22 protein-coding genes, 3 tRNA genes and 1 pseudogene are annotated in these 26,590 nt (G+C 55.7%); 4 read left to right on the forward strand and 22 right to left on the reverse strand.

Features of this window, described 5'->3' with window-relative positions; translation table 11 throughout:
- Positions 1 to 6: 6 nt before the first annotated feature.
- The 10 genes and pseudogenes from smc to ccmA form a co-directional block, all read right to left on the reverse strand.
- Positions 7 to 3,501, reverse strand: coding sequence for a chromosome segregation protein SMC (smc, locus tag ACT3TR_RS03640; RefSeq protein ID WP_444624482.1), 3,495 nt, complete (start codon positions 3,499 to 3,501; stop codon positions 7 to 9).
- Between the two features lie 90 nt (positions 3,502 to 3,591).
- A pseudogene (gene ccmI, locus ACT3TR_RS03645) lies at positions 3,592 to 4,467 on the reverse strand (c-type cytochrome biogenesis protein CcmI); the annotation flags it as partial.
- Positions 4,464 to 4,934, reverse strand: coding sequence for a cytochrome c-type biogenesis protein (locus ACT3TR_RS03650; RefSeq protein ID WP_096281971.1), 471 nt, complete (start codon positions 4,932 to 4,934; stop codon positions 4,464 to 4,466). The pseudogene ccmI and the gene ACT3TR_RS03650, both read right to left, overlap by 4 nt.
- The gene (locus ACT3TR_RS03655) at positions 4,925 to 5,452 is read right to left on the reverse strand and encodes a DsbE family thiol:disulfide interchange protein (RefSeq protein WP_096281972.1); all 528 of its coding nucleotides are present in this window, start codon (positions 5,450 to 5,452) and stop codon (positions 4,925 to 4,927) included. Before ACT3TR_RS03655 ends, ACT3TR_RS03650 begins: the two co-directional genes overlap by 10 nt.
- On the reverse strand, positions 5,449 to 7,458 hold the full coding sequence (locus ACT3TR_RS03660) for a heme lyase CcmF/NrfE family subunit (RefSeq protein WP_444624481.1): 2,010 nt from the start codon (positions 7,456 to 7,458) through the stop codon (positions 5,449 to 5,451). The genes ACT3TR_RS03655 and ACT3TR_RS03660 overlap by 4 nt, the downstream gene beginning before the upstream one ends.
- A gap of 51 nt (positions 7,459 to 7,509) precedes the next feature.
- Entirely contained in the window at positions 7,510 to 7,974 is a 465-nt protein-coding gene (ccmE, locus tag ACT3TR_RS03665) for a cytochrome c maturation protein CcmE (protein WP_096281974.1), read from the reverse strand.
- A complete protein-coding gene (ccmD, locus tag ACT3TR_RS03670; protein WP_096281975.1) occupies positions 7,964 to 8,152 on the reverse strand; it encodes a heme exporter protein CcmD in 189 nt (62 codons plus the stop codon). The genes ccmE and ccmD overlap by 11 nt, the downstream gene beginning before the upstream one ends.
- Positions 8,152 to 8,919: a heme ABC transporter permease gene (locus ACT3TR_RS03675; RefSeq protein WP_096281976.1), complete on the reverse strand. Its 768-nt coding sequence runs from the start codon at positions 8,917 to 8,919 to the stop codon at positions 8,152 to 8,154. Before ACT3TR_RS03675 ends, ccmD begins: the two co-directional genes overlap by 1 nt.
- A 14-nt stretch (positions 8,920 to 8,933) precedes the next feature.
- Positions 8,934 to 9,602, reverse strand: a complete 669-nt coding sequence (gene ccmB / locus ACT3TR_RS03680; protein ID WP_226938559.1) for a heme exporter protein CcmB — start codon at positions 9,600 to 9,602, stop codon at positions 8,934 to 8,936.
- 165 nt (positions 9,603 to 9,767) lie between these two features.
- Positions 9,768 to 10,388: a cytochrome c biogenesis heme-transporting ATPase CcmA gene (gene ccmA / locus ACT3TR_RS03685; RefSeq protein ID WP_193062747.1), complete on the reverse strand. Its 621-nt coding sequence runs from the start codon at positions 10,386 to 10,388 to the stop codon at positions 9,768 to 9,770.
- Positions 10,389 to 10,696: 308 nt separating this feature from the next.
- On the opposite strand from ccmA, the gene ACT3TR_RS03690 reads away from it, so the two are divergent.
- Positions 10,697 to 11,086, forward strand: coding sequence for a LexA family protein (locus tag ACT3TR_RS03690; protein ID WP_226938555.1), 390 nt, complete (start codon positions 10,697 to 10,699; stop codon positions 11,084 to 11,086).
- Entirely contained in the window at positions 11,086 to 11,709 is a 624-nt protein-coding gene (locus ACT3TR_RS03695) for an IMPACT family protein (protein WP_193062749.1), read from the forward strand. The genes ACT3TR_RS03690 and ACT3TR_RS03695 overlap by 1 nt, the downstream gene beginning before the upstream one ends.
- 104 nt (positions 11,710 to 11,813) lie before the next feature.
- Here the strand turns inward: ACT3TR_RS03695 and ACT3TR_RS03700 are convergent, their stop codons facing one another.
- The 3 genes from ACT3TR_RS03700 to ACT3TR_RS03710 form a co-directional block, all read right to left on the reverse strand.
- On the reverse strand, positions 11,814 to 13,136 hold the full coding sequence (locus ACT3TR_RS03700) for a sodium ion-translocating decarboxylase subunit beta (RefSeq protein WP_193062751.1): 1,323 nt from the start codon (positions 13,134 to 13,136) through the stop codon (positions 11,814 to 11,816).
- A gap of 12 nt (positions 13,137 to 13,148) precedes the next feature.
- Positions 13,149 to 14,966 (reverse strand): sodium-extruding oxaloacetate decarboxylase subunit alpha, encoded by a 1,818-nt coding sequence (gene oadA, locus ACT3TR_RS03705; protein ID WP_193062753.1) that lies wholly within the window; start codon positions 14,964 to 14,966, stop codon positions 13,149 to 13,151.
- A gap of 91 nt (positions 14,967 to 15,057) precedes the next feature.
- Positions 15,058 to 15,315 carry an OadG family protein gene (locus ACT3TR_RS03710; RefSeq protein WP_193062755.1) on the reverse strand — a complete coding sequence of 86 codons (258 nt, stop codon included), beginning with the start codon at positions 15,313 to 15,315 and terminating at the stop codon, positions 15,058 to 15,060.
- Between the two features lie 139 nt (positions 15,316 to 15,454).
- Between ACT3TR_RS03710 and ACT3TR_RS03715 the strand changes: the two genes are divergently transcribed.
- Positions 15,455 to 16,432 carry a tRNA dihydrouridine synthase gene (locus ACT3TR_RS03715; RefSeq protein WP_226938560.1) on the forward strand — a complete coding sequence of 326 codons (978 nt, stop codon included), beginning with the start codon at positions 15,455 to 15,457 and terminating at the stop codon, positions 16,430 to 16,432.
- 149 nt (positions 16,433 to 16,581) lie between these two features.
- Here ACT3TR_RS03715 and ACT3TR_RS03720 read toward each other — a convergent pair.
- The 9 genes from ACT3TR_RS03720 to ACT3TR_RS03760 all read right to left on the reverse strand — a co-directional run bounded on the left by ACT3TR_RS03720 (position 16,582) and on the right by ACT3TR_RS03760 (position 23,740).
- A tRNA-Arg gene (locus tag ACT3TR_RS03720) sits at positions 16,582 to 16,658 on the reverse strand.
- A 44-nt stretch (positions 16,659 to 16,702) separates the two neighbouring features.
- Positions 16,703 to 16,779, reverse strand: a tRNA-Arg gene (locus ACT3TR_RS03725).
- Positions 16,780 to 16,795: 16 nt separating this feature from the next.
- Positions 16,796 to 16,888: transfer RNA gene (locus ACT3TR_RS03730), tRNA-Ser, on the reverse strand.
- A gap of 122 nt (positions 16,889 to 17,010) precedes the next feature.
- Positions 17,011 to 17,199, reverse strand: a complete 189-nt coding sequence (gene csrA, locus ACT3TR_RS03735; RefSeq protein WP_193062757.1) for a carbon storage regulator CsrA — start codon at positions 17,197 to 17,199, stop codon at positions 17,011 to 17,013.
- Between the two features lie 189 nt (positions 17,200 to 17,388).
- Positions 17,389 to 18,639: an aspartate kinase gene (locus ACT3TR_RS03740; RefSeq protein ID WP_193062759.1), complete on the reverse strand. Its 1,251-nt coding sequence runs from the start codon at positions 18,637 to 18,639 to the stop codon at positions 17,389 to 17,391.
- Between the two features lie 95 nt (positions 18,640 to 18,734).
- The gene (alaS, locus tag ACT3TR_RS03745) at positions 18,735 to 21,344 is read right to left on the reverse strand and encodes an alanine--tRNA ligase (protein ID WP_193062761.1); all 2,610 of its coding nucleotides are present in this window, start codon (positions 21,342 to 21,344) and stop codon (positions 18,735 to 18,737) included.
- 224 nt (positions 21,345 to 21,568) lie between these two features.
- Positions 21,569 to 22,033 (reverse strand): regulatory protein RecX, encoded by a 465-nt coding sequence (locus ACT3TR_RS03750; RefSeq protein WP_193062764.1) that lies wholly within the window; start codon positions 22,031 to 22,033, stop codon positions 21,569 to 21,571.
- Positions 22,034 to 22,042: 9 nt separating this feature from the next.
- On the reverse strand, positions 22,043 to 23,116 hold the full coding sequence (gene recA / locus ACT3TR_RS03755; protein WP_193062766.1) for a recombinase RecA: 1,074 nt from the start codon (positions 23,114 to 23,116) through the stop codon (positions 22,043 to 22,045).
- Positions 23,117 to 23,206: 90 nt separating this feature from the next.
- A complete protein-coding gene (locus ACT3TR_RS03760) occupies positions 23,207 to 23,740 on the reverse strand; it encodes a CinA family protein (protein WP_096281987.1) in 534 nt (177 codons plus the stop codon).
- 136 nt (positions 23,741 to 23,876) lie between these two features.
- Here ACT3TR_RS03760 and mutS point away from each other — a divergent pair, with 136 nt between their 5' ends.
- Complete coding sequence (mutS, locus tag ACT3TR_RS03765) at positions 23,877 to 26,438, forward strand: DNA mismatch repair protein MutS (protein WP_193062768.1); 2,562 nt, start codon at positions 23,877 to 23,879, stop codon at positions 26,436 to 26,438.
- The last annotated feature ends 152 nt before the right edge of the window (positions 26,439 to 26,590 follow it).

The following is a 26,590-nucleotide window of genomic DNA, read 5'->3' on the forward strand; positions in this document are numbered from 1 at the left end:
AGGCGCTTAATCAACCAGTGCGGCCGCCTCTTCAATACCTACCGAGACTAGTCTCGATACGCCGGGCTCTTGCATGGTCACCCCCATCAAGCGCTCGGCGGCTTCCATGGCAATTTTGTTGTGGGTGATGTAAATAAACTGAACGTTCTCAGACATTTCTTTCACCAGCTTGGCGTAACGCCCAACGTTAGCGTCATCCAGCGGGGCATCCACTTCATCTAGCATACAAAAAGGCGCGGGATTAAGCTGGAAGATCGCAAACACCAGCGACAATGCCGTCAGCGCTTTTTCTCCGCCTGATAGCAGATGAATAGTGCTGTTCTTCTTGCCCGGTGGGCGGGCCATAATCGCCACCCCCGTTTCCAACAAATCATCGCCCGTCAGCGTTAACCATGCCGCACCGCCGCCAAACACACGCGGAAACAAAACTTGCAGCCCGGCATTAACCTGATCAAAGGTTTCCCGAAAGCGTATGCGCGTTTCTTGATCAATGCGCTTAATCGCTCTCTCTAACGTTTCCAGCGCCTCGGTAAGTTCAGCGTGCTGCGCCTCTAAATAATTACGTCGTTCAGCCTGCTGATCATACTCTTCAATCGCGGCAAGGTTGATTGCCCCTAAGCGGCGTATCTTATCGGTGGTACTTTCCAGACGCTCTTGCCAACTCGTTTCAGTGGCCTCCTGAGGCAGCTGTTCGGCAAGCGTTTCAGCGTTATGGCCTAATTCTGCCAACTGCTCATCTTGAGTGGCGGCTTTCAATGCCAGCGCCTGCACGTCCATGCGCCGCTGCTGTAGCTGCTCGCGGCTCTGTTCTAGATTGCGCTCATGCTGCTGGCGGGCAAGCTCATCATTGCGCAGCTGTTCTGCCAGCGCTTGAGCCTGCTGGCGAGTCGCGTTTAAGCGCCCTTCCTGCTGCTCACGCTGCTGCAGCAGCTCTTCAAGCTCTTCGCCTGCCAACTCATCGGGCTCAATCAGCATTTCCCGAGACTCTTCCAACTCGGCAATGCGCAGCGATAGGCGTTCTTCAGAGTCGCTTGAGCGGGACTGCTGCGAGCGCAGGCTAGCGCGCTCGGCATTTAAGCGTTCGCGCTCAAGCGCCAGCGCCTGCTGCTGTGCTTTAAGCGGCGAATGCTGCTGGGTCAGCTGGTCACGCTGTTCACGCAAAAAGCGGCGCTGCTCCGAGGCCTGCTCGCGCCCTTCTGCGGTGCTTTCCAGCTGCGCCATCGCCTCGTTCCAGCGTGCGCGCTGCTCATCTAAGGTAAGTACTAACTCCGCCTCATCCTCTTGCAACTGGGCAAGCTCTGCATCTAGCTCCGTCGCGCGGCCAGCTAAATGCTCAAGGCGCTGAGCGAGGCTACGCTCTTTTACCGCTAGCTGCTGCAAGCTAGCGGCGTGATTGCGCTCCTGCTCAGCCTGCTGATCGCGGGCCTGATCTAGCGACTCAATGGTCTCACTGGCGGCTTCACACTGCTCTTCGGCCAGCGCTAGCGCTTCTTCTTCGCTCTCACGACGCTCATTGAGTTCGGCGTAGCGTCGACGGATAAGCAGCAACCCATCAATACCCTCGCCGTTGGCCTGTTGATGCAGCCAGCCACGGCCCAGCCAAACGCCGTCGCGACTCACCACGCTTTCGCCAGGGGCTAGGTGCGCTACCTGCTGCTGCGCCTCGGCAGCCGTTTCCGTGTAGTGAACACTTGCTAACCATTCGCTCAGTGCTCCCGCGCCTTTTACCAGGCTATCCAGCCGTTGGCCCGCGGTTGATGGTGCTGGCGACGCTTGATCAATCAAACACCAGTCGGTGGCCAGCGCATCAGGCAAGGCGGCGAGCTGATGGCTAGCGACCAAGCGAGCATTAAGCCACGGCGCTAGAAGCCAAGAAGTAAGCGCTTCCCAACCGGGTGTCACTTGAAGCACCTCGCCCAGCTGAGGCGCCTGTTCGAGACCCAGCGCTTCCAGACGAGCCCCAATATCAGGGTCATGATCCGCCAGGGCCGCATCCATCAGCGCTTGAAGGGATGCAAGCTCCCCCTGTCGCTGGCTTAGTGCAGCACGCTGTTGATCCCGTGACTGGGAGGCCTGTTGATACGCTGCTTTAGCATCGCTGTAGCGCTGCTGCCACTGGTCGCGCCCGGCGTGAAAGTCGTCGGCCTGCTGCTGAGCATCCGCTAGCTGCGCGTGGCACAAAGCGTGCTCATCGCGCAGCTCGGTGAGATCAGCCACCTCGCTGCGCTGCTGACGGCGGCGCTGGTTTTCAGCCTGCAAGCGCTGAATCCGTTGCTCAAGATCCCGCAGTTGATCCTGGCTTCGCTCAGCATCGCGGCTGGCATCGCGCCAGCGCGTTTCAGCGTCGGCCCACTGCTGCTCGACCGCTTCCAGCGCTGGAGAGGCATCGGCCAGCGATTGCTCCAGGCGCTCAAGCTGCTCTTCCAATGCGTCGTGTTCAGGCTGCAAATCGTCAAAGCGTTCATCAATCGCGGCTAAGCGAATCTGATCACCTTCGCTAACGCGCCGCTGCTCGTCTAACTCACCGCGGGCGGTGGCGATATCGCTGGCCAGCTGCGCTTCACGGCTGCGGCGGTGGGCCTGGTCTTGCTCCAGCCGAGCAATGCGCGTGGTAGTTTCAAAGAACTGCTGCTGATGACGATCGAGTACTTCAGATAGCTCGTCATGTTGCTCGCGGGCTTGTTCCAGCCGTGTTTCGCATTGGCGAACGCCAAAGACATCTTTTTCAACGGCGATTTCCAGCTCGCGAACGCGATTTTCTTGATGTGACTGTTCGACGCGCAGAGTTCGGCCGCGTAATAGCGCAAGCTCACCTTTGAGACGATACTCCAGCTGTTTCAACTCTTGATAACGCTTGGCGGCTTCAGCCTGGCGCTTAAGCCGATCTAACTGTTTATCCAGCTCTTCGCGAATATCGTTAAGACGTTCCAAATTCTCCTGGGTCCGCCGCATGCGGTTTTCGGTTTCCCGGCGGCGCTCTTTGTACTTGGAGATGCCCGCGGCTTCTTCTAGCGTCGAACGTAGATCATCGGGGCGAGCTTCAATCAGGCGCGAAATCATGCCCTGGCCGATAATCGCATAGGATCGCGGCCCCAGGCCGGTGCCCATAAACAGATCGGCGATATCCCGACGCCGGCACTTTTGGCCGTTGAAGAAATAGTTGGACTGACCATCGCGGGTTACGAGTCGTCTAACGACAATTTCAGCATACTGGGCATAGATACCGCCCATGCCGCCGTCGCGATTATCAAATTTGAGCTCGATGGATGCTTGGCTGATAGGTTTACGGCCGGTCGAGCCGTTAAAAATAACGTCGGCCATGGATTCGCCGCGCAGCGTTTTCGCCGAAGATTCGCCCATCACCCAGCGCACGGCGTCAATAATATTGGATTTTCCACAGCCGTTGGGCCCTACGATGGCGGTCATATTGCCATCAAAAGGCACCGTCACAGGGTCGACAAAGGACTTAAAGCCGACTAAGCGTATGGAGGTTAAGCGCATAGCGAGGCCACGCCTTGGTTATTCAAAACAGGGCTGCTCAACAAACGGCTATTTAAGTGCATGGCTGTTCACTACTTCGTCGACGTTTTCTTCAGGCCCTTCGGAAGCCGCACTCATGCGCTCTTGGGCGATGCGAATAGCCTCTCGCAGCGAGGCGGCGGTATCCGTATCGGCACTATTAGCGACCGCGCGGCGCCAGCGGTCAATCGCTTGTTCGTAATCGCCATTATCAAAGGCGTGCAGACCCAACATCCCTAGCACGGTGGGCTCATTCGGGTCTTTGGCCAGCGTTTCATCGACCAGCGCCTGTACCTCATCGGTAAGCTCTCGCCCGGCCATAAAAAAACGAATCTGTGCGAGCTGAGCCAGCAGCGGTGGAAGACGCCCTTCAATCTCAATCAGGCGCTCCAAGGCACCAACGGCCTGAGGCATCTGCCCCGTTTCGCGATAAAGCGGAAACAGCGTGCCCCACACATTGGGGTTGTTCGGCTGGCGTTCCGCCTGCAATTGCATACGCTCAATATACATATCAAGCGACCCTTCCGGGTCTTGCTGCACGGCTTGCCGCACCGCCAGAAGTATTAGATCGCCTTCAGCGCCCTTGTGCTGATACCACACCACGCTAACCGCCACCACCGCTACCATTATCAGCGGCACCGCTAAACGCCCGGCGTGGGCAGGTTTAAGCGGGCGCTGCTCGCGCACGGCAGTGTCTTCCAGCAGGCTACGCTCTAGCTCCAAACGGTCTTCTTCAAAGCGTTCGACATCAATGTCGCCACGCTCATGTGCAGCTTCTAGCGAGGCAAGACGACGCTTGAAAATAGCGACATTCTGTTCGTCGGAGACGTCGTTGGCTTCAAACTGGCGCTGCTGCTCATGCAGTGCACGCGCATTCCTGAGCGGCGATACTAACAGCCATAGCGCAGGTAGCAATAAAACGGCAATCGCAATCCAAAGCAGCGTCATGAAGGCCTCTTACGGTTAATCAGCGCTTCAACACGCTGGCGCTCTTCCGCACTTAGCGCTTTGGAAGAGGCATTACGGCGGGCGCGGATCATCAGTAAAACCACCAGCGCTCCCAGCATTACCAGCGCAATGGGCAACCCCCAAAGCAGATACGTGCGGTTCTCTAAGCGCGGATTGTACAGAATATACTCACCAAACCGCTGCACCATATAATCAACAATTTCGATATCCGACCGGCCTTCTTGCAGCAGCTGGTAAACGCGATCGCGCATGTCTGCGGCAATCGGCGCGTTAGAGTCACCGATGGCCTGGTTTTCACACAGCGGGCAGCGCATGGCGGCGGTTAAATCGTGATAACGCGCCTGCATCACCGGGTCATCAAATTGACGCAGCTCAATTCCACCCGCCGCCGCACTAGAGGCGACGATCATTATCAGCATTGCTGCAACGGCACGCATTAACGCCATTTTTCCACCTCCGGAAGAATCCGCTCGCGCACGTCATCCGGTGATATATAGCCTTTGTGGTGATAGCGAATCACACCGTTGGCATCGACAATAAACGTTTCCGGCGCACCGTAAACGCCAAGATCAAAGCCTAGCTCGCCCTGGGGATCAAAAATATTGGCCTCAAACGGGTCGCCAAATTCGTTGAGAAACGCTAAGCCCTTCTCGCGGATATCACGATAGTTGACGCCCATCATACGAACGTCGTGATCCGCTAACTCTAAAAGCTGCGGCATCTCTTGCTTGCACGCCGGGCACCACTCGCCCCAGACGTTCACCAACGTCACCTCGCCTTCCAGCAGCGTTTGGTCAACGCGCTGATGTTCATCGCGCAGCGTGACTGCCTCAAAGCTTGGGAACGGCCGCTCCATGAGCGCTGAATCGCGCTGCGAAGGGTCCAGCGACAAACCTTTGTAAAAGAACAGGGCTAAGCCTAAAAAACACAGCGGCAGCAGTAATAGCAGTAACCGTCGTTTCATAGTGTGACCTTCTGCGCAGCATAGCGCTGGGCGGTCGAAGCGGGTATATCACGCGCTATGGCGACACGGCGATAGCGCTTATCGAGCACTGCAAGCACTCCGCCAAAGGCCATCAATAAGGCGCCCAGCCAGAGCCAGCGCACAAACGGCTTGTACTGAACACGCATTGCCCAGCTACCGTCGCCCAGGTCTTCGCCCATTGCCACGTATAGGTCGCGAAATAGCCCCGGCCGCAGGGCGACCTGGGTCATCGGCATACCCGTCGCTAGATAAAGACGCTTTTCAGGGCGCATAGTGAAGCGGCGCCCTGACTCGCCGCGCTGCACCTGAATTATCGCAGTATCGGCCAAAAAGTTAGCACCGTGACGCTCGGTCAGTTCGCTCATGGTGAACTGATAGCCCGCTACTTCTACCGTGGTGCCTGGCGACATGCGCACGTTGCGTTCAATGTTGTAGTTAGAAACAACGGTCACACCAACAATGGTGACAGCTACGCCCACGTGGCCCAGCACCATGCCCCAGTAGGACAGTGAAAGCTTGCGTAGCCCCGCAGAAAACGAGCGGGCATGACGGGTTTTATCAACGATATCGCGCAGTATCGGCAGCACAACCCACAGCGCAGAGACAATGCCTAGAGAGACCAAAAGATTCCACTCGCCGCGATATAGCAGCGGCATTACTGCCCCAATGATCAGCGCCGCAGCGCCCGCCCACCAAAGCTTATGGATAAGGTCTTTAGCCGCCATACCTTTCCAACGGGCGGCCGAGCCAAGGCCCATAAACACACACATCATCACGGTTAATGGCACAAACAGCGCGTTAAAGTAAGGCGGCCCCACGCTGATTTTTCCAAGGTTGAGAGAATCTAGAATCAACGGGTAAACGGTGCCGAGTAAAACAGTCACGGTCATAATGACGAGAAACACGTTATTGATCAGCAGCAGCGCATCTCGGGAGAGCCAGTTGAAGCCGATGCTATGGCTCACACGCGGTGCGCGCAGAGCGAACAGCAGCAGTGACAGCGTTACCGTAATGGCTAACAGAATCAGAATAAAGAGCCCACGGTCGGGGTCGTTGGCGAAAGCGTGCACGGAGGTTAATACGCCGGAGCGCACTAGAAAAGTCCCCATCAGCGACAGCGAAAAGGTCGCAATCGCCAGCAGCACAGTCCAGCTTTTAAAGGAGCCGCGTTTCTCGGTCACCGCCAGCGAATGGACCAGCGCGGTACCGGTTAGCCAAGGCAGCAGTGAGGCATTTTCAACGGGGTCCCAAAACCACCAGCCACCCCAACCAAGCTCGTAATAAGCCCACCAACTGCCCAGCGCGATTCCTACGGTCAAAAATGCCCACGCTACATTGGTCCAAGGCCGCGCCCAGCGAGCCCAGGCCGCATCTAGTCGACCGCCCAGCAGCGCCGCGATGGCAAAGGCGAACACCACAGAAAAGCCCACATAGCCCATATAAAGCATTGGCGGATGAACGATAAGCCCAATGTCCTGCAGCAGCGGATTCAGATCAGCGCCATCGGGCGGCATATTGGGCAGCAATCGTTCGAAGGGATTAGAGGTGATCAGAATAAACAATAAAAACCCACCGCAAACCATGCCCATTACGCCCATCACTCGGGCAACCATATCCCGCGGTAGGCTACCGGTGAACCTACTCGCGGCAAACCCCCAGCCTGCCAGCATCAAGCTCCACATCAGCACCGAGCCTTCATGATTGCCCCATACCGCACTGAATTTGTAATACCAGGGCAGCAGCGAGTTGGCGTTATTGGCCACGTTCGCCACGCTAAAATCGTCGAGCATATAGCTTGCGGTTAAACAGCCGTAGGCAATGGCGACAAACAAAAACTGCCCCGCCGCCATCGATTGGCCGTAGGCCATCCATAGAGGCCGCCGCGTCGCCGCGCCGGCAAGCGGCATCACGGCCTGCACCACCGCCATGAGCAGCGCAATAATCAGCGCAAAGTGGCCAATTTCAGGAATCATTGTGATGAACATGTGCACTCCGAATTGGCACTGGCTGGTTGGCAAGCAGGCGCAATCGCACCATTACTTGTCGGCGGCACTGGTCTGATAGTCGGCAGGCGAATAACCCGCCTCTTTCAACGCCTGGGCCACTTCCGGCGGCATGTAATTTTCATCATGGCGAGCGAGGACTTTATCGGCGTACAAATGGCCGTCGGCCTGAAGCTCACCCACCACTACCACGCCTTGGCCTTCACGAAAAAGGTCGGGCAAAATTCCGCTGTAAACGACCTGAAGATCATCGACATAGTCCGTAACGGTAAATTCGACGTCCAGGCTGTCAGGATCGCGAGCCACCGAACCTTCTTTGACCATCCCACCGGCACGAATTTGTCGCGCCATGGGGGCATCACCCTGGGCGATCTGTACCGGACTAAAAAACAGATTAATATTAGCGCGCAGCGCGTACAGCGTTAGCCCCACGGCGATCGCCGCCAGCGACACCAAGCCTAGGATAACCCACAGTTTCTGTTTTCGTTTAGGCGTCATGACGTACTCCTTTCGAGCGCCTGGCGCGCCGTCTCAAGACCCTAAGCAATTGACGCTGTTCAAGGCGCGCATGCCAAGCGCTGGCGAGCAGCAGCAGCGCCGTGACACCCCAAGCAGACCAAACGTAAGGTGCATGGCCACCCATGGCGAGAAAGTCAGAAAAGGAAGTAAATGCCATTAGCGCGCCTTCTTCGTTGCAGTGCTCAACATCGGGTCTGTCAGCAACTCTTGCACCCAGCGTTTACTGGCTTCTCGCCGTAGAATCTCGCTACGCGTGCGCATTAGCGTTATCGCAATAAAGAAGCAGTAAAAACCCAACAGCATAATGACCAACGGCAGCCACATTTGTGTAGGCATGGTCGGGCGCGAGGTTAACGTAAATGAAGCCGTCTGGTGCAGGGTATACCACCAATCAACCGAATACTTAATGATGGGAATATTGATGACACCCACCATCGTCAGCACCGAGGCTGCACGGGACCCGCTATCGCGCCGGGTAAACGCGCTGCGTAAGGCGATGACCCCGATATACAGAAACAGCAAAATCAGCATAGAGGTGAGCCGCGCATCCCACATCCACCAGGTACCCCAGGTAGGCACGCCCCACACAGCACCGGAAAACAGCGCCACAAAGGTCATCACCGCCCCGAACGGCGCCATCACTGTCGCCGCCATGTCGGCCACTTTAATTTTCCAAACCATAAACACCAGGCCCGACACGGCCATAGCGATAAAAATAGATTGGGCTAAAAAAGCAGCCGGCACGTGTACATAAATAATCCGAAAGCTGTTGCCCTGCTGATAATCCGCAGGCGCAAATGCCAGCCCCCATAGTGAACCAACGACCAACAGCAGCACCGCTGCAGCCCAAAACCACGGCTGCATCTTGGCACTCATGCCATAGAACCACCGAGGCGATCCCAGCTTATGTATAAAGGCCCACATAGCGTGTTCTATCCTCAACCGTTAATACTAATGCGCAGCGATGCGGCAATCGCCCACGGCGCCAGCATAAGCGAGGCGGCAAGCAGCGCGCCCAAAATAGCTAAATGTGCGGCAACACCGCTACCGACAATAGACGCCTGCACCGCGCCCACCCCAAAAATCAATACCGGGATCGTCAGCGGCAGCACCAGCAGCGAGAGCAGCACGCCGCCGCGCGCCAGGCCGACGGTTAACGCGGCGCCAATCGCGCCAATCAAACTCAGGCTGGCCGACCCCAGCGCAAGCGACAGCGCTAGCACGGCGTAGCTGCCGGTGGGCAACGACAGCATAACGCCTAATAGCGGCGCTATCAGCGCTAAGGGCAAGCCAGTTAGCAGCCAGTGAACGGCCACTTTTGCTAGGCTTAGCGCGGCCAACGAGTGCGGGGCCAGCAACAGCTGCTCAAGACTACCGTCGTCATAGTCGCTGCGAAACAGGCTATCGAGTGACAGCAGCGCGGCTAATAGCGCCGCCACCCAGAGCAAGCCCGGTGCAATAATTGCCAACAGCGCAGGGTCGGGCGAAATAGCCATTGGAAACAAGGTAATCACGAGCGCAAAGAACACTAAAGGATTAAGAATGTCACCGCGACGGCGAAGCAATAGCGTTAAATCACGCAGCAGCGTGGCTTTTACCGCAATCATTAGCCCGCCCTTATGGTCGAGCAATGGCGCTACTGGGCCGATCGCCGAACTATCCAAACAGCTAGGCGCTGAAGGCTGTGAAGCGCTGCTGGAAGCGTAGCTCAGCGGGCGGCTTGAAGGACTTTCTGAAGAGCCATTGGACGTGCTATGCAACGCGGTCTCCTTCTACCCCAGCGCTACCTGCCTCAGCAGCGGCGAGGCGGGCAGATCGTGGTGTGTGGTGACGAGTACGCAGCCACCTGCCTTTGCATGCGCAACAAGCTGTCTTTCAAGATCAGCAATGCCGTTACGATCAATCGCGGTAAAGGGCTCATCCAATACCCACAGGGCTCGCGGCGTCAGCGTTAACCGCGCCAATGCCACTCGCCGCTGCTGACCCGCCGACAGCTGCCCGGTAGGCACTTCTTCAAAACCTGCCAGCCCGGTGCTTTCAAGCGCATTCAAGCGCTCTTCCTCGTCGTCTTTTTCACCGCTCAGCGCCTGATACCACGCTAAATTTTCTAGCGGCGAAAGCCCCAACTTTATGCCGGGGGCATGCCCCAAATAAAGCAGGTTAGCAAGAAAGTGGTCACGAGCCTTGCTCATTACCGTGCCATTCCAGAAAAGCGCGCCCTGATAGTCGCTGAGCTGCCCAGAGAGGATCTTGAGCAGCGTTGTCTTGCCGCAGCCATTAGGCCCTTCAATACGCACGACTTCACCGCTATGAATATCCAGATCCAGCCCTTTAAATAGCCAGCGGTCATCACGTTCACAGCCAAGTCCTCGGGCTTGTAGATGCAGGCTCAAGCGTCACTCCAGGCACATTGATTTCGCATCGAACTCTACACGGAAAGCTCCTTTCTCGCCACTTGCACAACCGGCCATCAACCAGTGGACAACGGACTCCAATGATCAATAAGACGAATTACCACTAGCACTGTATGCAAAAACAGGCCTATACTAAAACCACTGTATGGAAAGACATGTTTTGTGCGATTCAGCATCGCCTGCACCGCTAAAGCGATTGCCTGCAGTCAATGTTTAAGGTCGCTATTTTCAAGTTCACTACGCATGAACGAAGCCTAACCAGCCGGCGTAGCAATGGAGATTCCCAAATGACGATATCAATGGCAGCATCTACCGCTACGCTCACTCATAGGCAACCACTACCGCGCCCTCATGCATTGACGTCTAACGTTACGCGGCACAATACCTATGCGCTTAAAGTACGCGGCAATGCGATGCGCGATTGCAACTTATTCGATGGCGATGTCATTATTATTCGGCGCTACCAGCACGACACCCAAACAGAAACCGCCGTTGCCGAAATCAATCAGCAGAAAATAGCGCTGAAGCAGCTCTCCATAAGCCGTTCTGGCGTGCAGCTATGGCCAGAAGATGCGCTTCAGCCAGCGCTCTTTTTGCATAATAGGGATATTCAGGTACTGGGCATGGTGATGGGTGTTGAACCTCATGTGAGCAAGTCTGCTATTACGGAGCATTAATGCGTTACCGGGTTCCCAATCTGCCTGCATCCATATGGCATACGGCTGACATTGACGTAGAGAAGAGCCAATTTATAACCTGGATATGTCACGCCTCTAACATTGATGCGTTCACTGCTCTACTCAATGCCGCTAAAACGGCACACCCTAATGCGAGCCATCACTGCACCGCCTACATTGCAGGACCGCCAGGCGAGCAGAATTTCATTGGTTTTTCTGACGATGGCGAGCCTGGCGGCACCGCCGGCAGGCCAATGTATCAGGTGCTGCAAGGTAGCCGGCTTGGCCACGTTGGCTGTGTCGTCATTCGTTATTTTGGCGGTACAAAGCTAGGCACCGGTGGGTTAGCTCGCGCCTACGCCCAGGCAGTCAGCCATGCGCTTGAGACACTGCCCACCTGCGAGGTCATTGAGCGCGATATCTACACTCTACGGCTGAGCTTTGCCCATGAAGCGATTGCTCGCGCTTGGTGCGAAGAGCGTGACGTTCTTATTGAGCAAGCCGATTACGATGGAAACGGCGTCCGCTTAGCCGTTGGCTGGCCAAGCGACTGCCCGCTCGACTTTTCGCCGCTGGAAAACCGCTTGAAGAGCACGATTGAGTTTCATACCGCCCCACCATAAAAAACGCGACAGCTGAAATTTTCAGCATGCCGCGCTCTAATCGCTAATGTTTCAACTCTGCGTTAAAAACGGTCTGATGACGCACCTTGATACGCGTAGCTTGATTAACCCAGATATTTAATCATTACCCCAGCAGCGACCGCTGATCCAATTACCCCAGCCACGTTGGGCCCCATAGCGTGCATCAATAAAAAGTTATGCGGGTTGGCTTCAAGCCCTACTTTATTAGCCACCCGGGCCGCCATAGGCACAGCGGAAACGCCTGCGGCGCCAATGAGCGGGTTGATGGGCATTTTACTCACTAGGTTCATTAGCTTGGCCATTAATACCCCGGCAGCTGTACCAATACCAAAAGCGACAATACCTAAGCCCAGTATTCCCAGCGTCTCAAATGCCAGAAAGCTCTCGGCCATGAGCTTGGAGCCTACGGAAAGCCCTAGGATTATCGTTACGATATTGATCAGCGCGTTTTGCGCGGTATCCGACAAGCGCTCGACCACCCCACATTCACGCATCAGATTACCAAAGCAAAACATTCCCAGAAGCGGTGCGGCATCGGGTAAAAATAGCGCAACCAAAATCAACAGCATCAGCGGGAAGACGACTTTCTCTAACCTAGACACCGCCCGTAGCTGCGTCATTTTGATTTCACGTTCTTTTTGAGTAGTCAAAAGACGCATGATGGGAGGCTGAATCAACGGCACCAATGCCATATACGCGTAAGCGGCTACAGCGATTGCACCCAGCAGCTCAGGCGCTAGCACACTTGATACGTAAATAGACGTCGGGCCATCCGCGCCACCGATAATACCAATAGCGGCCGCCTGATTAAGCGAGAAATCCATCACGCCCATTGAGGTCAGCAGCACGGCGCCAAACAGGGTGGCAAAAATGCCAAACTGAGCTGCCGCGCCTAAAAACAGCGTGCGCGGATTGGCCAGCAGGGGGCCAAAGTCAGTCATGGCACCCACACCCATAAAGATAATCAGCGGCGCAATACCCGAGCCAATCGCCACTTTATAGAAGTTATACAGCATGCCGTCGCTGTAGCCGACGCTCATGGCAATGTCTCGCGCGGCACGTAGCTGGTCTGGCGCAACGCCATCGTGGGCGATCACTTTCAGCGATTCTCGCCATGTTTCAAGACCGCCAACCGGGTCCAGCGTTGCGCCTAGCGCGGCTGCTATCTGCTGCAGCACCACAGGTTTAGCAACATCAATGGCCTGATCTAGCGCCGAAAGTGCCAGCCCTGCTTCGGGTATGTTGGCAAGGATGCCGCCAAAGCCAATCGGCACTAACAACAGCGGCTCAAACTTCTTATAAATAGCCAGATAGAGCAGCAATAGCCCCACTAAGATCATTGCCGCCTGGCCAAGTTCAAGGTTATAAAGCCCAGAGCCTTCCCATAAGGTTACTAATTTATCCATTACCGAGCGCCCTTAGAGTTCGATCAGCGTATCGCCTACGGCGACACTATCGCCTTCGCTAACGTTAACCTTAGACACAGTGCCTGCGCTGCTAGCGCGCACTTCGGTTTCCATTTTCATCGCTTCCAGGATAATGACGACATCACCGTCAGCGACCTGATCGCCAGGACGCACATTCACTTTAAAAATATTACCTGCCAGCGGCGCATCGATGCTTTCCCCGCTAGGCGTGGATGCTTCCTGAGGGGCGGCGGCCGTCGTCGCGCTTGCCGTTTGCTCCTGCACCTCGCCGAGCTCACCCCCTTCAGAAACTTCCACCACGTAGGCTTTGCCATTGAGCTTAACGGTATAGGTCTCTGGGCCGCCGTTCGCGACTGACGGCTTACTTTCAGTCGGAGCAGCCGCGTTACCGGCGCTCGCATCCACCGCCTGGGGCGCGGGTTCAAAAGCGTCGGGGTTATCGCGATGTTTCAAAAACTTCAAACCAATCTGCGGAAACAGCGCATAGGTCAGCACGTCATCGACTGTCTGCTTACCCTCTGCCAGCCGGATACCGTCAGCACCGGCCTTCTCTTTCAGCTCTGTGGCCAGCCTTTCCATTTCAGGCGCAAGGTTATCCGCCGGGCGGCAGGTAATCGGCTCACCGCCTTCTAATACACGCTTTTGCAGCTCAGCGTTAAAGGGCGCAGGGGCCGCGCCGTACTCACCCTTGAGCAGCGCCTGCACTTCTTTGGAAATGGACTTGTAGCGCTCGCCCATCATCACGTTCATGACGGCCTGCGTGCCGACAATTTGTGAGGTTGGCGTAACCAGGGGAATAAACCCCAGATCTTCACGCACACGTGGAATCTCGTTCAGCACGTCGTCGAGCTTGTCGCCAGCGCCCTGTTCTTTAAGCTGGCTTTCCATGTTGGTCAGCATGCCGCCCGGCACCTGGGCAATCAGAATGCGCGAATCAATCCCCCGCAGCGAGCCTTCAAAGGCGGCGTATTTTTTACGCACTTCGCGAAAATAACCGGCAATATCTTCCAGCAGTTCAAGATCCAAACCAGTATCGCGGTCGGTGTCTTTGAGCATCGCGACCACCGATTCGGTCGGGCTGTGGCCATAAGTCATCGACATCGAAGAGATTGACGTATCAACGTTATCAATACCCGCCTCGACGGCTTTTAGAATGGTCGAGGTCGAGAGGCCTGTGGTGGCATGGCAATGCAGGTGTATCGGAATCGGCAGCTCTTTCTTCAGCCGCGTGACAAGATCAAACGCCGTGTAGGGAGTAAGCAGCCCCGCCATATCCTTGATAGCCAATGAATCTGCGCCTAAACCTGCAATGGTTTTGGCGAGATCGACCCAGCTATCCAGGGTATGTACCGGGCTCACTGTATAAGAAATGGTGCCTTGAGCATGGCCTTCTACATTTCGCACCGCCAGAATGGCGCGCTCAAGGTTGCGCGGGTCATTCATCGCATCAAACACGCGAAAAACATCCACACCGTTGGTTTTTGCCCGCTCCACGAACTTATCCACTACGTCGTCTGCATAGTGGCGATAGCCTAGCAAGTTCTGGCCACGTAGCAGCATTGCTTGAGGCGTATTCGGCATGGCTTCTTTCAAGGCGCGGATACGCTCCCACGGGTCTTCGCCGAGGTAACGAATGCAGGCGTCATAGGTGGCACCGCCCCATGTTTCCAACGACCAGTAGCCAACCTGATCAAGCTTTTCAGCGATCGGCAGCATATCGTCCAAACGCATGCGCGTTGCAAACAGCGATTGATGGGCATCGCGCAACACGACATCGGTAATGCCTAAAGGGCGTTTTACTTCGTTCATAGTCTTAGCTCACAGTAGAGAACGGCAAGTTTGTAGTAAAATTAACAAAAAAATAGCCAAAAAGTAGCTTTAACGAAAAAAAACCAGAAAGTTAACTACGTCGCGTGGAGCGATAACGGTGCACTGCAGCACTGATGACGGCCATGACCTCGTCATCCGGCGAGGAAGATGGATAAGAACTTAGTGACTTTCTACCCGTATCAGCAGCGACAGGTACCGGTTGAAAGCGGCCGATTAGCTTTGACATCAGCGTGACGCTGACAACTAAAATAGCAAGAAAAACAAACACTACCCCCATCCCGAGCGCCATCAACGCTAGCCCGTCCTGCAATAGTCCTTGATCCTGCATAAGACGCTCTCCTTCGTTTATAAGTGCTGCTCATTGGCATAGGATTACGCCAATGCAATGAAAGGCGCTTGGCGCAGTAAGGGGAATACACTAACCTGCCACACCCAGAATAGAATGCAATGGCGCGATAGTGGAAGTCATGGTTGTTAATTTACTACATAACGGAAGAATTGGCCTAGCCCCCATGGAGGGAGTGATCGATGCGCTCACCCGCGATCTCTTAACCCGCCAAGCGGGGTTCGATTGGACCGTGACTGAGTTCGTGCGCGTGGTTGATGCATGCTTGCCGCCGCGAGTGTTTTATAAACACTGCCCAGAGCTTGCTCAGCCCCCCGTGGCAACCCCAAGCGGTATTCCGGTACATCTGCAGCTGCTCGGCTCTGACCCTAGCGCTCTGGCCGCCAACGCGCGCCAAGCGCTCCATTTAGGCGCAGTGAGCGTTGATCTTAATTTCGGCTGCCCCGCCAAGCTGGTCAATCGACACGACGGCGGCGCTGCACTATTACGCCAACCTGAACGTGTCTACCAAGCGGTTAAAGCCGCTGCTGACGCGCTGGACGGCGAGATCCCGGTGACCGCCAAGATTCGTCTGGGCTTCTCTAATCGGCGCTTAGCGGTGGCCTGCGCGCAAGCGGCTGAAGCTGGCGGTGCGGCACACTTGGTGGTGCATGCACGCACCCGTGACGAGGGCTACCGCCCACCGGCTCACTGGGAATGGATCGGCAAGATTCGTCGACATGTCAGCATTCCGGTGGTCGCCAACGGCGATATCTGGACGCTTGAAGATTACTGGAAAGCGCGCACGCTCTCGGGATGTGATGACGTCATGCTTGGGCGCAGCGCACTGGCAGACCCCTGGCTTGCACCGCGCATTCGCCATTGGCAGACAACCGGTGAGCGACTGCCTGAAAGCAGCTGGGCGATGCGCGCAAGCGTACTTCAAGAGTATGCCGCCCTGCAGCGCCAACACCTGCCGGACCGCGTCGTCGTCTCTTTAGTGAAGCAGTGGCTTGCCCAAATGCGTCAAGGCAGCGACGAAGCTAACCAGAACTTTCAACGCGTTAAGCGTCTCACCGACTTAGACCACCTGCTCGACAGCCTTGTGGTCAGTGCTTAAACAAAACGAACGGCCAAAAAAAGCGCCCAGCCGCAAAAGCGGTGGGCGCTACACACGATCGCAAGACCGGGGCGCGAGCCATTTCCGGCCAGGCTACAAACAGGCTTGAAACAGAAAACCCGCCCTCAAGAGAGAGCGGGTTTAGAATCTGGCGCGCCCGGGAGGATTCGAACCTCCGACCCCCTGATTCGTAGTCAGGTACTCTATCCAGCTGAGCTACGGGCGCGTAATAACTGCACTTATATTTACTGCATCTTGCTAACTAAAAGGTGGCGCGCCCGGGAGGATTCGAACCTCCGACCCCCTGATTCGTAGTCAGGTACTCTATCCAGCTGAGCTACGGGCGCATACCTAGTGTGCAGTTGGCGGAGAAGGAGGGATTCGAACCCTCGATAGGGCTATAAACCCTATACTCCCTTAGCAGGGGAGCGCCTTCAGCCACTCGGCCACCTCTCCTTAACGGCACGGCGCGAATATTACCGATTTAGGTTACTTCTGTCCAGCCCTTGGCCGATTTTTTTTCGCGCTGGCCTTACCTTACGCTGAATGCATCACATAATGATGCACGAGCGTAAGCGTCATTTCACTTCGTTTTCGCTGTTCTTTTCACGCTGAATGCGCTGATAAATCTCTTCACGGTGAACCGATACATCTTTCGGCGCATTTACGCCGATACGCACTTGATTACCTTTCACACCTAGCACCGTGACGGTCATTTCATCACCGATCATCAGGGTTTCGCCAACACGGCGAGTTAGGATGAGCATGGCTGATCTCCTTTTCAGACGTTTTACAGCGGGGTATATCAGCCGAAGGCAATACCACGAGTACTACACGGTATTGCCTACCACAAAAAACATCGGCTCCTTGATACCTTAAAACCTCCCGCTGAAAGAAAGCTCACCACCACACGGCAGTAAGTACTTCTTTAGCGTAGAAGAGTTAAGCGATTAGTGTTACTCAGATTCAACATCTGCTTTATCTAGGCCAAATGCTTTGTGTAGCGCGTTAACAGCAAGTTCCATATGTTTTTCATCAATCACCACCGAAATTTTAATCTCGGAGGTGGATACCATACGGATATTAACGTTTTCATCGGCCAGCACGCGGAACATTTTCGATGCCACGCCCGCATGGGAACGCATACCGACACCGACGAGCGATACTTTAGCGATATTATCATCACCGCGTAGCTCACCGCCTCCCAAATCAGGGATCACCGTCTCTTCGAGCAGCTTCTTGGTAGCCTTGTAGTCACCTTTCGCGACCGTAAAGGTGAAATCAGTATAGTCACCGGCGGGAGCCACGTTCTGCACGATCATATCGACTTCGATATTGGCATCGGCAATGGGGCCAAGAATACGCGATGCCACGCCGGGCACATCAGGCGTGTTCAGCAGGGTCAGTTTGGCTTCATTTTTAGTGAAGGCGATACCGGAGATCAGTGGTTCTTCCATTGCGTCCTCGTCTTTGTCTGCTTCTGCAATAATTAGGGTGCCGGGGCCGTCTTCAAAGCTCGACAGCACCCGCAGGGGTACGTTGTACTTACCGGCAAACTCTACGGCACGAATTTGCAGCACTTTAGAGCCTAGGCTGGCAAGCTCTAGCATCTCTTCCACAGTGATACTTTCTAGCCGCTGGGCCTTAGAGCATACTCGCGGATCGGTGGTATAGACACCGTCGACATCGGTGTAAATTTGACACTCATCGGCACCTAGCGCTGCTGCTAATGCAACCCCAGTGGTATCAGAGCCACCGCGCCCCAGGGTAGTAATATTGCCGTTTTCATCGACCCCCTGAAAGCCAGCCACCACGACGACCCGACCGGCATCTAAGTCCGCTTTTAAGTCGTCGGTTTCAATGCGCTGAATACGAGCTTTGGTATAGGCACTATCCGTCAGAATCCCCACCTGCGCACCGGTATGCGACGTTGCTGGCACGCCAATCTGTTGAAGCGCCATGGCGAGTAGCGAAATCGTGACCTGCTCGCCGGTAGACAACAGCATGTCCATCTCGCGCGGAGCAGGTTCTTCATTCAGCGCCTGGGCCATGTCTGTTAGTCGATTCGTTTCGCCACTCATGGCAGAAACCACGACCACCACTTGATGGCCTTGATCACGAAAGCCTTTGACCTTTTCAGCGACGGCCTTGATGCGCTCGACAGAGCCCACCGAGGTGCCGCCGAACTTCTGTACGTATAGTGCCATATGCCGTTTTTCCTATGCGTTCGGAAATGGAGGATGAAATTTGTCGTACATATCTAACGATAAGGCCGGTGCAATAATGCCACCGGCCTTGGAGTTTAGTTAAGCGTGTTTTCTAACCATAGAGGTACGCTCTTCAGCGCATCCGGCAGCGCATCGGGTTGGCTACCCCCCGCCTGAGCCATATCGGGGCGGCCACCGCCCTTTCCACCCACAAGCGAGGCAACATGGTTGACCAATTCCCCAGCTTTCACGCGGCCAGTCAGATCTTGGGTCACGCCGGCAATGAGACTTACTTTGCCCGCCGCCTGATCGGCAACGCCAAGAATAACTACGCCGGAGCCTAGCTTGTTCTTAATCTGATCAAGCATGCCACGCAGATCTTTGCCAGACACACCCTCTAGCTGGGTCGCCAACAGTTTAACACCTTGGATCTCTTGGACCTGGCTAAGCATGTCGCTGCCCGCGGCGCTAGCAAGCTTAGCTTTGAGCTGCTCAAGCTCTTTCTCAAGGCTGCGGTTACGCTCAACCAGTGACTCTACCCGCGCTTCGACCTGCTCTGGCTTGGTTTTCAAGCGATCACCCAAGCGCCCCAGGCAAGCTTCCTGCTCGCGGAAGTAGGCCAGCGCGTTTTCGCCGGTAATCGCCTCAATGCGGCGCACGCCCGAAGCAATGCCCACTTCGCTCATCACGTGACAGCAGCCGATATCGCCACTGCGCGCCACGTGGGTACCGCCACAAAGCTCAATAGAGAAGTCGTCAGCACCGATAGTCAGTACGCGCACGTTCTCTGCATACTTGGCTTCAAACAGTGCCGCAGCGCCTTTGGCTTTGGCCTGATCCAAGCTCATCTGCTCGGTTTTGGTCGCAGCGTTAGCGAGAATCTGCTCGTTGACCAGCCGCTCGACTTCCGCCAGCTGTTCAGCCGTCATCGGTTCAAAGTGGCTAAAGTCAAAGCGCAGGCGTTCAGCGTTAACCAGTGACCCTTTCTGCTGCACGTGATCACCCAGCACCATGCGCAGCGCTTTATGCAGCAGGTGAGTGGCCGAATGGTTGCGAATAGTTGCAGCGCGCAGGCTGGCGTCTACTTCGCCGCGCACGCTAGCACCAACGCTCAACGCGCCCTCCACCATCACACCTTGATGCAGGTGATGACCGCTCTGCTTTTGGGTATCCATTACCTGGAAGCGCCCGCCATCTACGTATAGATAGCCGGTGTCGCCTACCTGGCCACCCGACTCGCCGTAAAACGGCGTACGATCCAGCACTACGGTGCCTTTCTGACCGGCCTCAAGTGCCGCCAGTGCATTACCTTCGCTGTCGACCAGCGCCGTCACTTTGGCCTGATCTTCTAAGCGGTCGTACCCGGTAAAGGCTGTCTCGCCATCCACTTCAATGGAGGCGCTGTAATCAGCACCAAACTGACTGGCCGCTCGGGCGCGTTCGCGCTGCGCTTCCAGCTCACGCTGAAAACCTTCTTCGTCGAGGGTGACGCCACGCTCCCGGCAAACATCCGCCGTCAGGTCAAAGGGGAAACCATAAGTGTCATAAAGCTTAAACACAGTTTCACCCGACAGCACGTTGCCCTCCAGCTCAGCCAGCGCCGCATTCAATAGCCCCATACCGTGATCCAGCGTACGGGCAAACTGCTCTTCTTCTTTCAGTAGCACGCGCTCGATTTGACCACAGGCTTCGCGCAACTCTGGATAGGCATCGCCCATTTCAGCGTCAAGCGCACCGACCAGCTTGTGGAAGAACGGGTCGACCGCACCTAGCTTATGGCCGTGGCGAATCGCGCGGCGAATAATACGCCGCAGCACGTAGCCGCGCCCTTCGTTGGAAGGCAGCACCCCATCGGCAATTAAAAAGGCGCAGGAGCGAATGTGATCGGCAATCACGCGCAATGAAGGCGTCGCCGTGTCCACATGGCCGGTTGCCTGTGAAGCTGCTTGCAGCAGGCGCTGAAACAGGTCGATCTCATAGTTGGAGTGAACACCCTGCATGACAGCAGCCACTCGCTCCAGGCCCATGCCGGTATCAATAGAAGGTTTAGGCAGCGGATTGAGCGTTCCCTGAGCATCGCGATCAAACTGCATGAACACTAAATTCCAGATTTCAATATAGCGGTCGCCATCTTCTTCCGGACTACCGGGAGGGCCGCCCCAGACCTCTGGGCCGTGATCATAGAAGATTTCTGAGCTGGGCCCGCAGGGGCCGGTATCACCCATCTGCCAGAAATTGTCCTCATCCAGCTTGGAAAAGCGCTCAGGGTCAATGCCCACTTCATCCTTCCAGATACGCTCAGCTTCGTCGTCACTGATGTGCACCGTTACCCACAGCTTTTCTTTAGGCAGCCCCAGCGTTTCGGTTAGAAACACCCAGGCAAAGCGAATAGCATCACGCTTGAAGTAGTCACCGAAACTGAAGTTACCCATCATTTCGAAGAAAGTATGATGACGGGCGGTATAACCGACGTTATCTAAATCATTGTGCTTTCCGCCCGCGCGCACGCAGCGTTGCGCAGAAGTGGCGCGTACATACGGGCGCGGGTCGCGACCCAGAAACACATCTTTAAACGGCACCATACCGGCATTGGTAAACAGCAGCGTAGGGTCATTACCCGGCACTAGCGAGCTGGTTGGCACAATGGTGTGCCCCTGCTCTGCAAAGAAGGAAAGAAAGGCCTGTCTTATCTCTGCGCTTTTCATAGGGTATCCGTAACAAGAAAGCGTGGTGTCCCAGGGCGCTGTCACCGCTACCCTCAGGGGTCGCAAAGCAGCCATTATAGCGCAGTTGTCAAACGACTAAAGCCGCACTTAGTGGCAGAAATGCAATCAAAAAGATGCACAAGCCTATTAGAGCGCCATTAGAAATGTAAGAGACGATGTGGTTATACGCAGAAACGAAGATATTTCAGGCGCCTAAGAAGGCGTTAAAGACAGGAAAGTGCGTAACGTATTTGTTCAAAATCGAAGCCACGGCTGGCTAAAAAGCGCTCTCGCCTGGCGCGCTCTTTGGGTGTTTCGCCAGCAGACGTAAAGCGCCGAGCCAAGGTTTCGCGCGCCAACTCAAACCAGTCAACCTGCTCGTTCGCCACCACCGACTCAAACGCAGCGCTAAGCGTTTCTTGGTCGACGCCGCGCTGGCGTAGCTCACCCTTAATACGGATAACGCCCTGACCACGCAAAATACGTGAGCGCACAAAGCTTGCAGCAAAGCGTTCGTCCGACTGGAACCCTTGCTCGATCAGCGTATCCAGACACTCATCAATGGCAGCGGGCTCAAAGGATTTTTTCGCCAATCGCTGTGCCAGCTCAGCGCGCGAATATTCGCGCCGAGCCAGCAAGCCGATGGCGATCACTCGTGGCGTAGCATCACGCTGCGAGGCAAACGCCATTAGGGTGCCTTATAGCAGATCGTCATCACCCGCATCTGCGTCAACCGCTGCCTCTACAGACGCCTCTTCCTTTTCCTTCTTGGGGTCCGGCTTGGCCAGTAACTGCTCGCGGATTTGCGTTTCGATTTCAATCATAATCTCAGGATGCTCTTCCAGATACAGCGCTGAATTAGCTTTACCCTGGCCTATTTTCTTACCCTTGTAGCTGTACCAAGCACCGGCTTTATCGACGAGGTTACACTGCACGCCCAGATCAATAACTTCGCCCGCGTGATAGATACCCTTGCCGTAAAGAATCTGGAATTCAGCCTGGCGGAACGGCGGCGCCACTTTGTTCTTGACCACTTTGACGCGGGTTTCGTTACCGGTGACTTCATCACCAACCTTAACCGAGCCCGTACGGCGAATGTCGAGGCGCACACTAGCGTAAAACTTGAGCGCATTACCGCCGGTCGTCGTTTCAGGGCTACCAAACATAACGCCGATCTTCATACGAATCTGGTTAATGAAGATAACTAAGCAGTTGGCATTTTTGATATTACCGGTGATTTTACGCAGCGCCTGTGACATCAACCGCGCCTGTAGGCCAACGTGCGTATCGCCCATCTCGCCTTCGATTTCCGCACGCGGCGTCAGCGCTGCGACCGAGTCGATAACAATCACGTCAACACCGCCAGAACGCACCAGCATGTCGGTAATTTCTAGCGCTTGCTCGCCGGTGTCCGGCTGGGAAACCAGCAGGTCATCCAGATTAACGCCCAGTTTTTCAGCGTAGCTTGGATCAAGCGCGTGCTCGGCATCTACAAAGGCACACACTTTGCCCTGCTTTTGCGCCTGAGCAATCACTGAAAGGGTCAGCGTGGTTTTACCCGACGATTCTGGACCAAAGATTTCGCATACTCGTCCGTACGGCAGACCACCGATGCCGAGCGCGATATCCAGCCCCAATGAACCGGTGGAAACCGACGGCATGACTACACGCGGAGCGTCGCCTAGACGCATGACGGTGCCTTTGCCGAACTGACGGTCGATTTGGCTGAGTGCAGCGTTTAGCGCTTTAGTGCGGTTGTCATCCTGAGCCATTCAGTGATTCCTCATAACAAGCTGTATAATTAGCCAGTAGTATGCCAAAGATTCCGTCGTAAACAAATCCTCGACGACACTTTCTCACAATTATTTCGTATCGCCCGCATTTACCTGAGCATCCAAGCGCGCCACTAGCCCGGCTAGCGCCTGACGCACGGCCTGTTCACGCACTGCTGAGCGGTCGCCTGGAAAATGAAAACATTCCGCCTGCTGGGCATTGGCATCGCCCCACGCCAGCCATACTGTACCTACCGGCTTGTCCTCACTGCCACCGTCTGGCCCGGCGATACCGCTGACCGCAACGCCCAAGCCTGCACCACTTTCCCGGCAGGCACCAAGCACCATGGCGTTCACCACTTCTTCACTCACCGCACCGTGCGCTGCCAGCATAGCGTCGGGCACGCCCAATAATCGGCTCTTCACCGGATTCGCATACGCTACATAGCCGGTCGTAAAATAGGCCGAGCTACCCGCAACCGCGGTAATCGCGCTGGCAACGCCGCCGCCCGTGCACGACTCAGCGGCGGTGACTTCTACCTTTAACTGCTGGCAAAGCCGCCCCAGCCGCTGAGCAAGCAGTGTTAAATCAAGATTTTTTAGGCTAGATACGCTGGTCACTATCGTCGCTCCTTCAAGTGAGTCGTCAGTTCAGCGTAGAATACTGCGTTTAGCTTTCTTAAAGAACTGACGCAAAGAAACCGCTCAAAGAACATGCCGTCGGTCGAGACGGCTTACGCTACGCTTAACCAGGACGCCCATGTCACAGGCCATCCCCGCTAATACGCCAATGATCACGCAATACTTAAAGATCAAACGTGAACATCCCGAGGTACTGCTGTTCTACCGAATGGGGGATTTTTACGAGCTATTTTTCGACGATGCTAAACGCGCCTCCGCGTTACTGGATATCACGCTTACCCAGCGCGGGCAGTCAGGCGGCAAACCTATTCCGATGGCTGGCGTACCCTACCACAGCGCTGAAGGCTACCTGGCACGCTTAGTTGCTGGCGGCGAGTCGGTGGCTATCTGCGAGCAAATTGGCGACCCAGCGACCAGCAAAGGCCCCGTTGATCGCCAGGTGGTTCGCATCGTCACCCCCGGCACGCTCCACGACGAAGCGCTGCTCGATGCGCGCCGCGACAACGTACTGGTATCCGTCTCCCCCGGCAAAGATAGCTGGGGCCTGGCATGGCTTGAGCTTTCCAGCGGCCGCTTCAACGTACTGGAAGTAGAGAGCGAAGCCGAAATGCTCGCCGAGCTTACGCGCCTATCGCCCGCTGAGCTGCTCGTACCGGAAAGCTTAACGCTGCCGGCTGCCTGGTCACAAAAACGCAGCCTGCGTCGTCAGGGTGAATGGCTATTTGATATAGACAGCGCTACCCGCAGCCTGTGTGATCAGTTTGAAGTCCAGGATTTGCGCGGCTTTGGCTGCGCGCATTTGACTACCGCACTGATTGCCGCAGGCGTATTGATCGATTACGCCCGCGACACCCAGCGCTCGCGACTGCCTCATGTCACTGCGATCAGCGTCGAAAATCGTGATGATGCGGTGGTCATTGACGCGGCCAGCCGGCGCAATTTAGAAATTGACATCAACCTCGGCGGCAATAGCGACAACACCCTGGCCAGCGTGCTGGATACCTGCACCACTGCCATGGGCTCGCGACTGCTCAAGCGCTGGCTCAACCGTCCCCTGCGCCAGCGCGAGATTGTCCAGGCTCGTCATGCAGGCGTGGCACTGCTCAGCTTAGATGCCGCCTACATGCCGCTTCGCGATACCTTGAGCGCCGTCGGCGACGTCGAGCGTATTCTGGCTCGCGTGGCACTGTATAGCGCCCGCCCACGAGATTTAGCACGCCTTAGAGACGCACTAGTAACGCTGCCCACGCTTGAACAGCAATTGAGTGAGGTAGAGAGCGGCAGTGCGTTGGACACCCTGCGCCCGCATATTCGCCCCTACCCAGAAATGGCCGATATGCTGAGCCGTGCGCTGGTCGAGAACCCGCCCGTGGTCATCCGCGATGGCGGCGTGATTGCTGACGGCTTTGACGCTGAGCTCGACGAGCATCGCGGTATGGCCGAAAACGCTGGCGACTATCTGGTCCAGCTCGAACTTCGCGAGCGCGAACGCACTGGCTTGGCGCACCTGAAAGTCGGTTATAACCGAGTGCATGGCTACTTTATTGAGTTACCTCGCTCCCAGGCACAGCAGGCGCCAGCCGACTATATCCGTCGCCAAACGCTGAAAAATGCCGAGCGGTTTATCATTCCTGAACTCAAAGAGTTTGAAGATAAAGCGCTGTCAGCCAAATCGCGCGCGCTGACGCGTGAAAAATGGCTTTATGATCGCCTGCTGGGTGATCTCAATGCCAGCCTGCATGCGCTGCAAAGCACCTCTCAAGCCGTCGCTGAGCTGGATGTACTGTGCGCCTTTGCTGAGCGCGCAGAAGCACTTGGCTGGGTTCGCCCAATGCTCAGCGAGGCCACCGGCATACGAATTGAAGCCGGGCGCCACCCTGTCGTTGAGCACGTCAGTGAAACGCCTTTTGTACCTAACGACGTCACGCTCACGCCTGATCAGCACATGCTGATCATTACTGGCCCCAACATGGGCGGTAAATCGACCTATATGCGCCAGACCGCGCTAATTGCGCTGCTGGCTCACTGCGGCAGCTTCGTGCCCGCCGATGCCGCTGAAATAGGCCCACTGGACCGCATTTTCACCCGCATTGGCTCGTCGGATGATCTTGCGGGCGGGCGCTCTACCTTTATGGTCGAAATGACCGAAACTGCCAATATTCTGCATAATGCTACCCAGCAAAGCCTGATTTTGATGGATGAAATTGGCCGTGGCACCAGCACCTTTGATGGCCTATCACTTGCCTGGGCCAGCGCCGAACATTTGGCTAAAGGGCGTGCGCTAACGCTCTTTGCCACCCATTACTTTGAGATGACCGCCCTTCCGGAGCACATGGACGGCGTGGCCAACATCCATTTAACGGCCACCGAGCATGGCGACAGCATTGTGTTTATGCATCGCATAGAGGCAGGCCCTGCAAGCCAGAGCTATGGTTTGCAGGTGGCTCAGTTAGCCGGCGTTCCTAATCATGTGATTAAACGCGCCCGTGAAAAGCTGGTCAGCTTAGAGCATCGTGATGTGGGCAACAGTACACAGGCGCCGAGCACTGCGCCGCAGCAAAACGACTTATTTGCCGCAACACCTCACCCGGTGATCGAGGCACTTGAAAAGACGGATATGGATGATTTATCGCCGCGAGAAGCCCTCGCGCTGCTTTATCAATGGCGGGACTTGCTCTAATAGCTGCAATAGAAGACCATGCGGCGCTTGCCGCATGGTATGCGCACCTCTAGAATGTCATCAAACTTTTAGCTTATAAAAAACGGCTGATTTATAACCATTCACGATTAATCATGACCGGGACATATCCGGTCCCGCGAGAGGGATAGCAA

The sequence above is a fragment of the Halomonas sp. AOP12-B1-6 genome (assembly GCF_052379225.1).
Classification (GTDB): domain Bacteria; phylum Pseudomonadota; class Gammaproteobacteria; order Pseudomonadales; family Halomonadaceae; genus Vreelandella; species Vreelandella casei.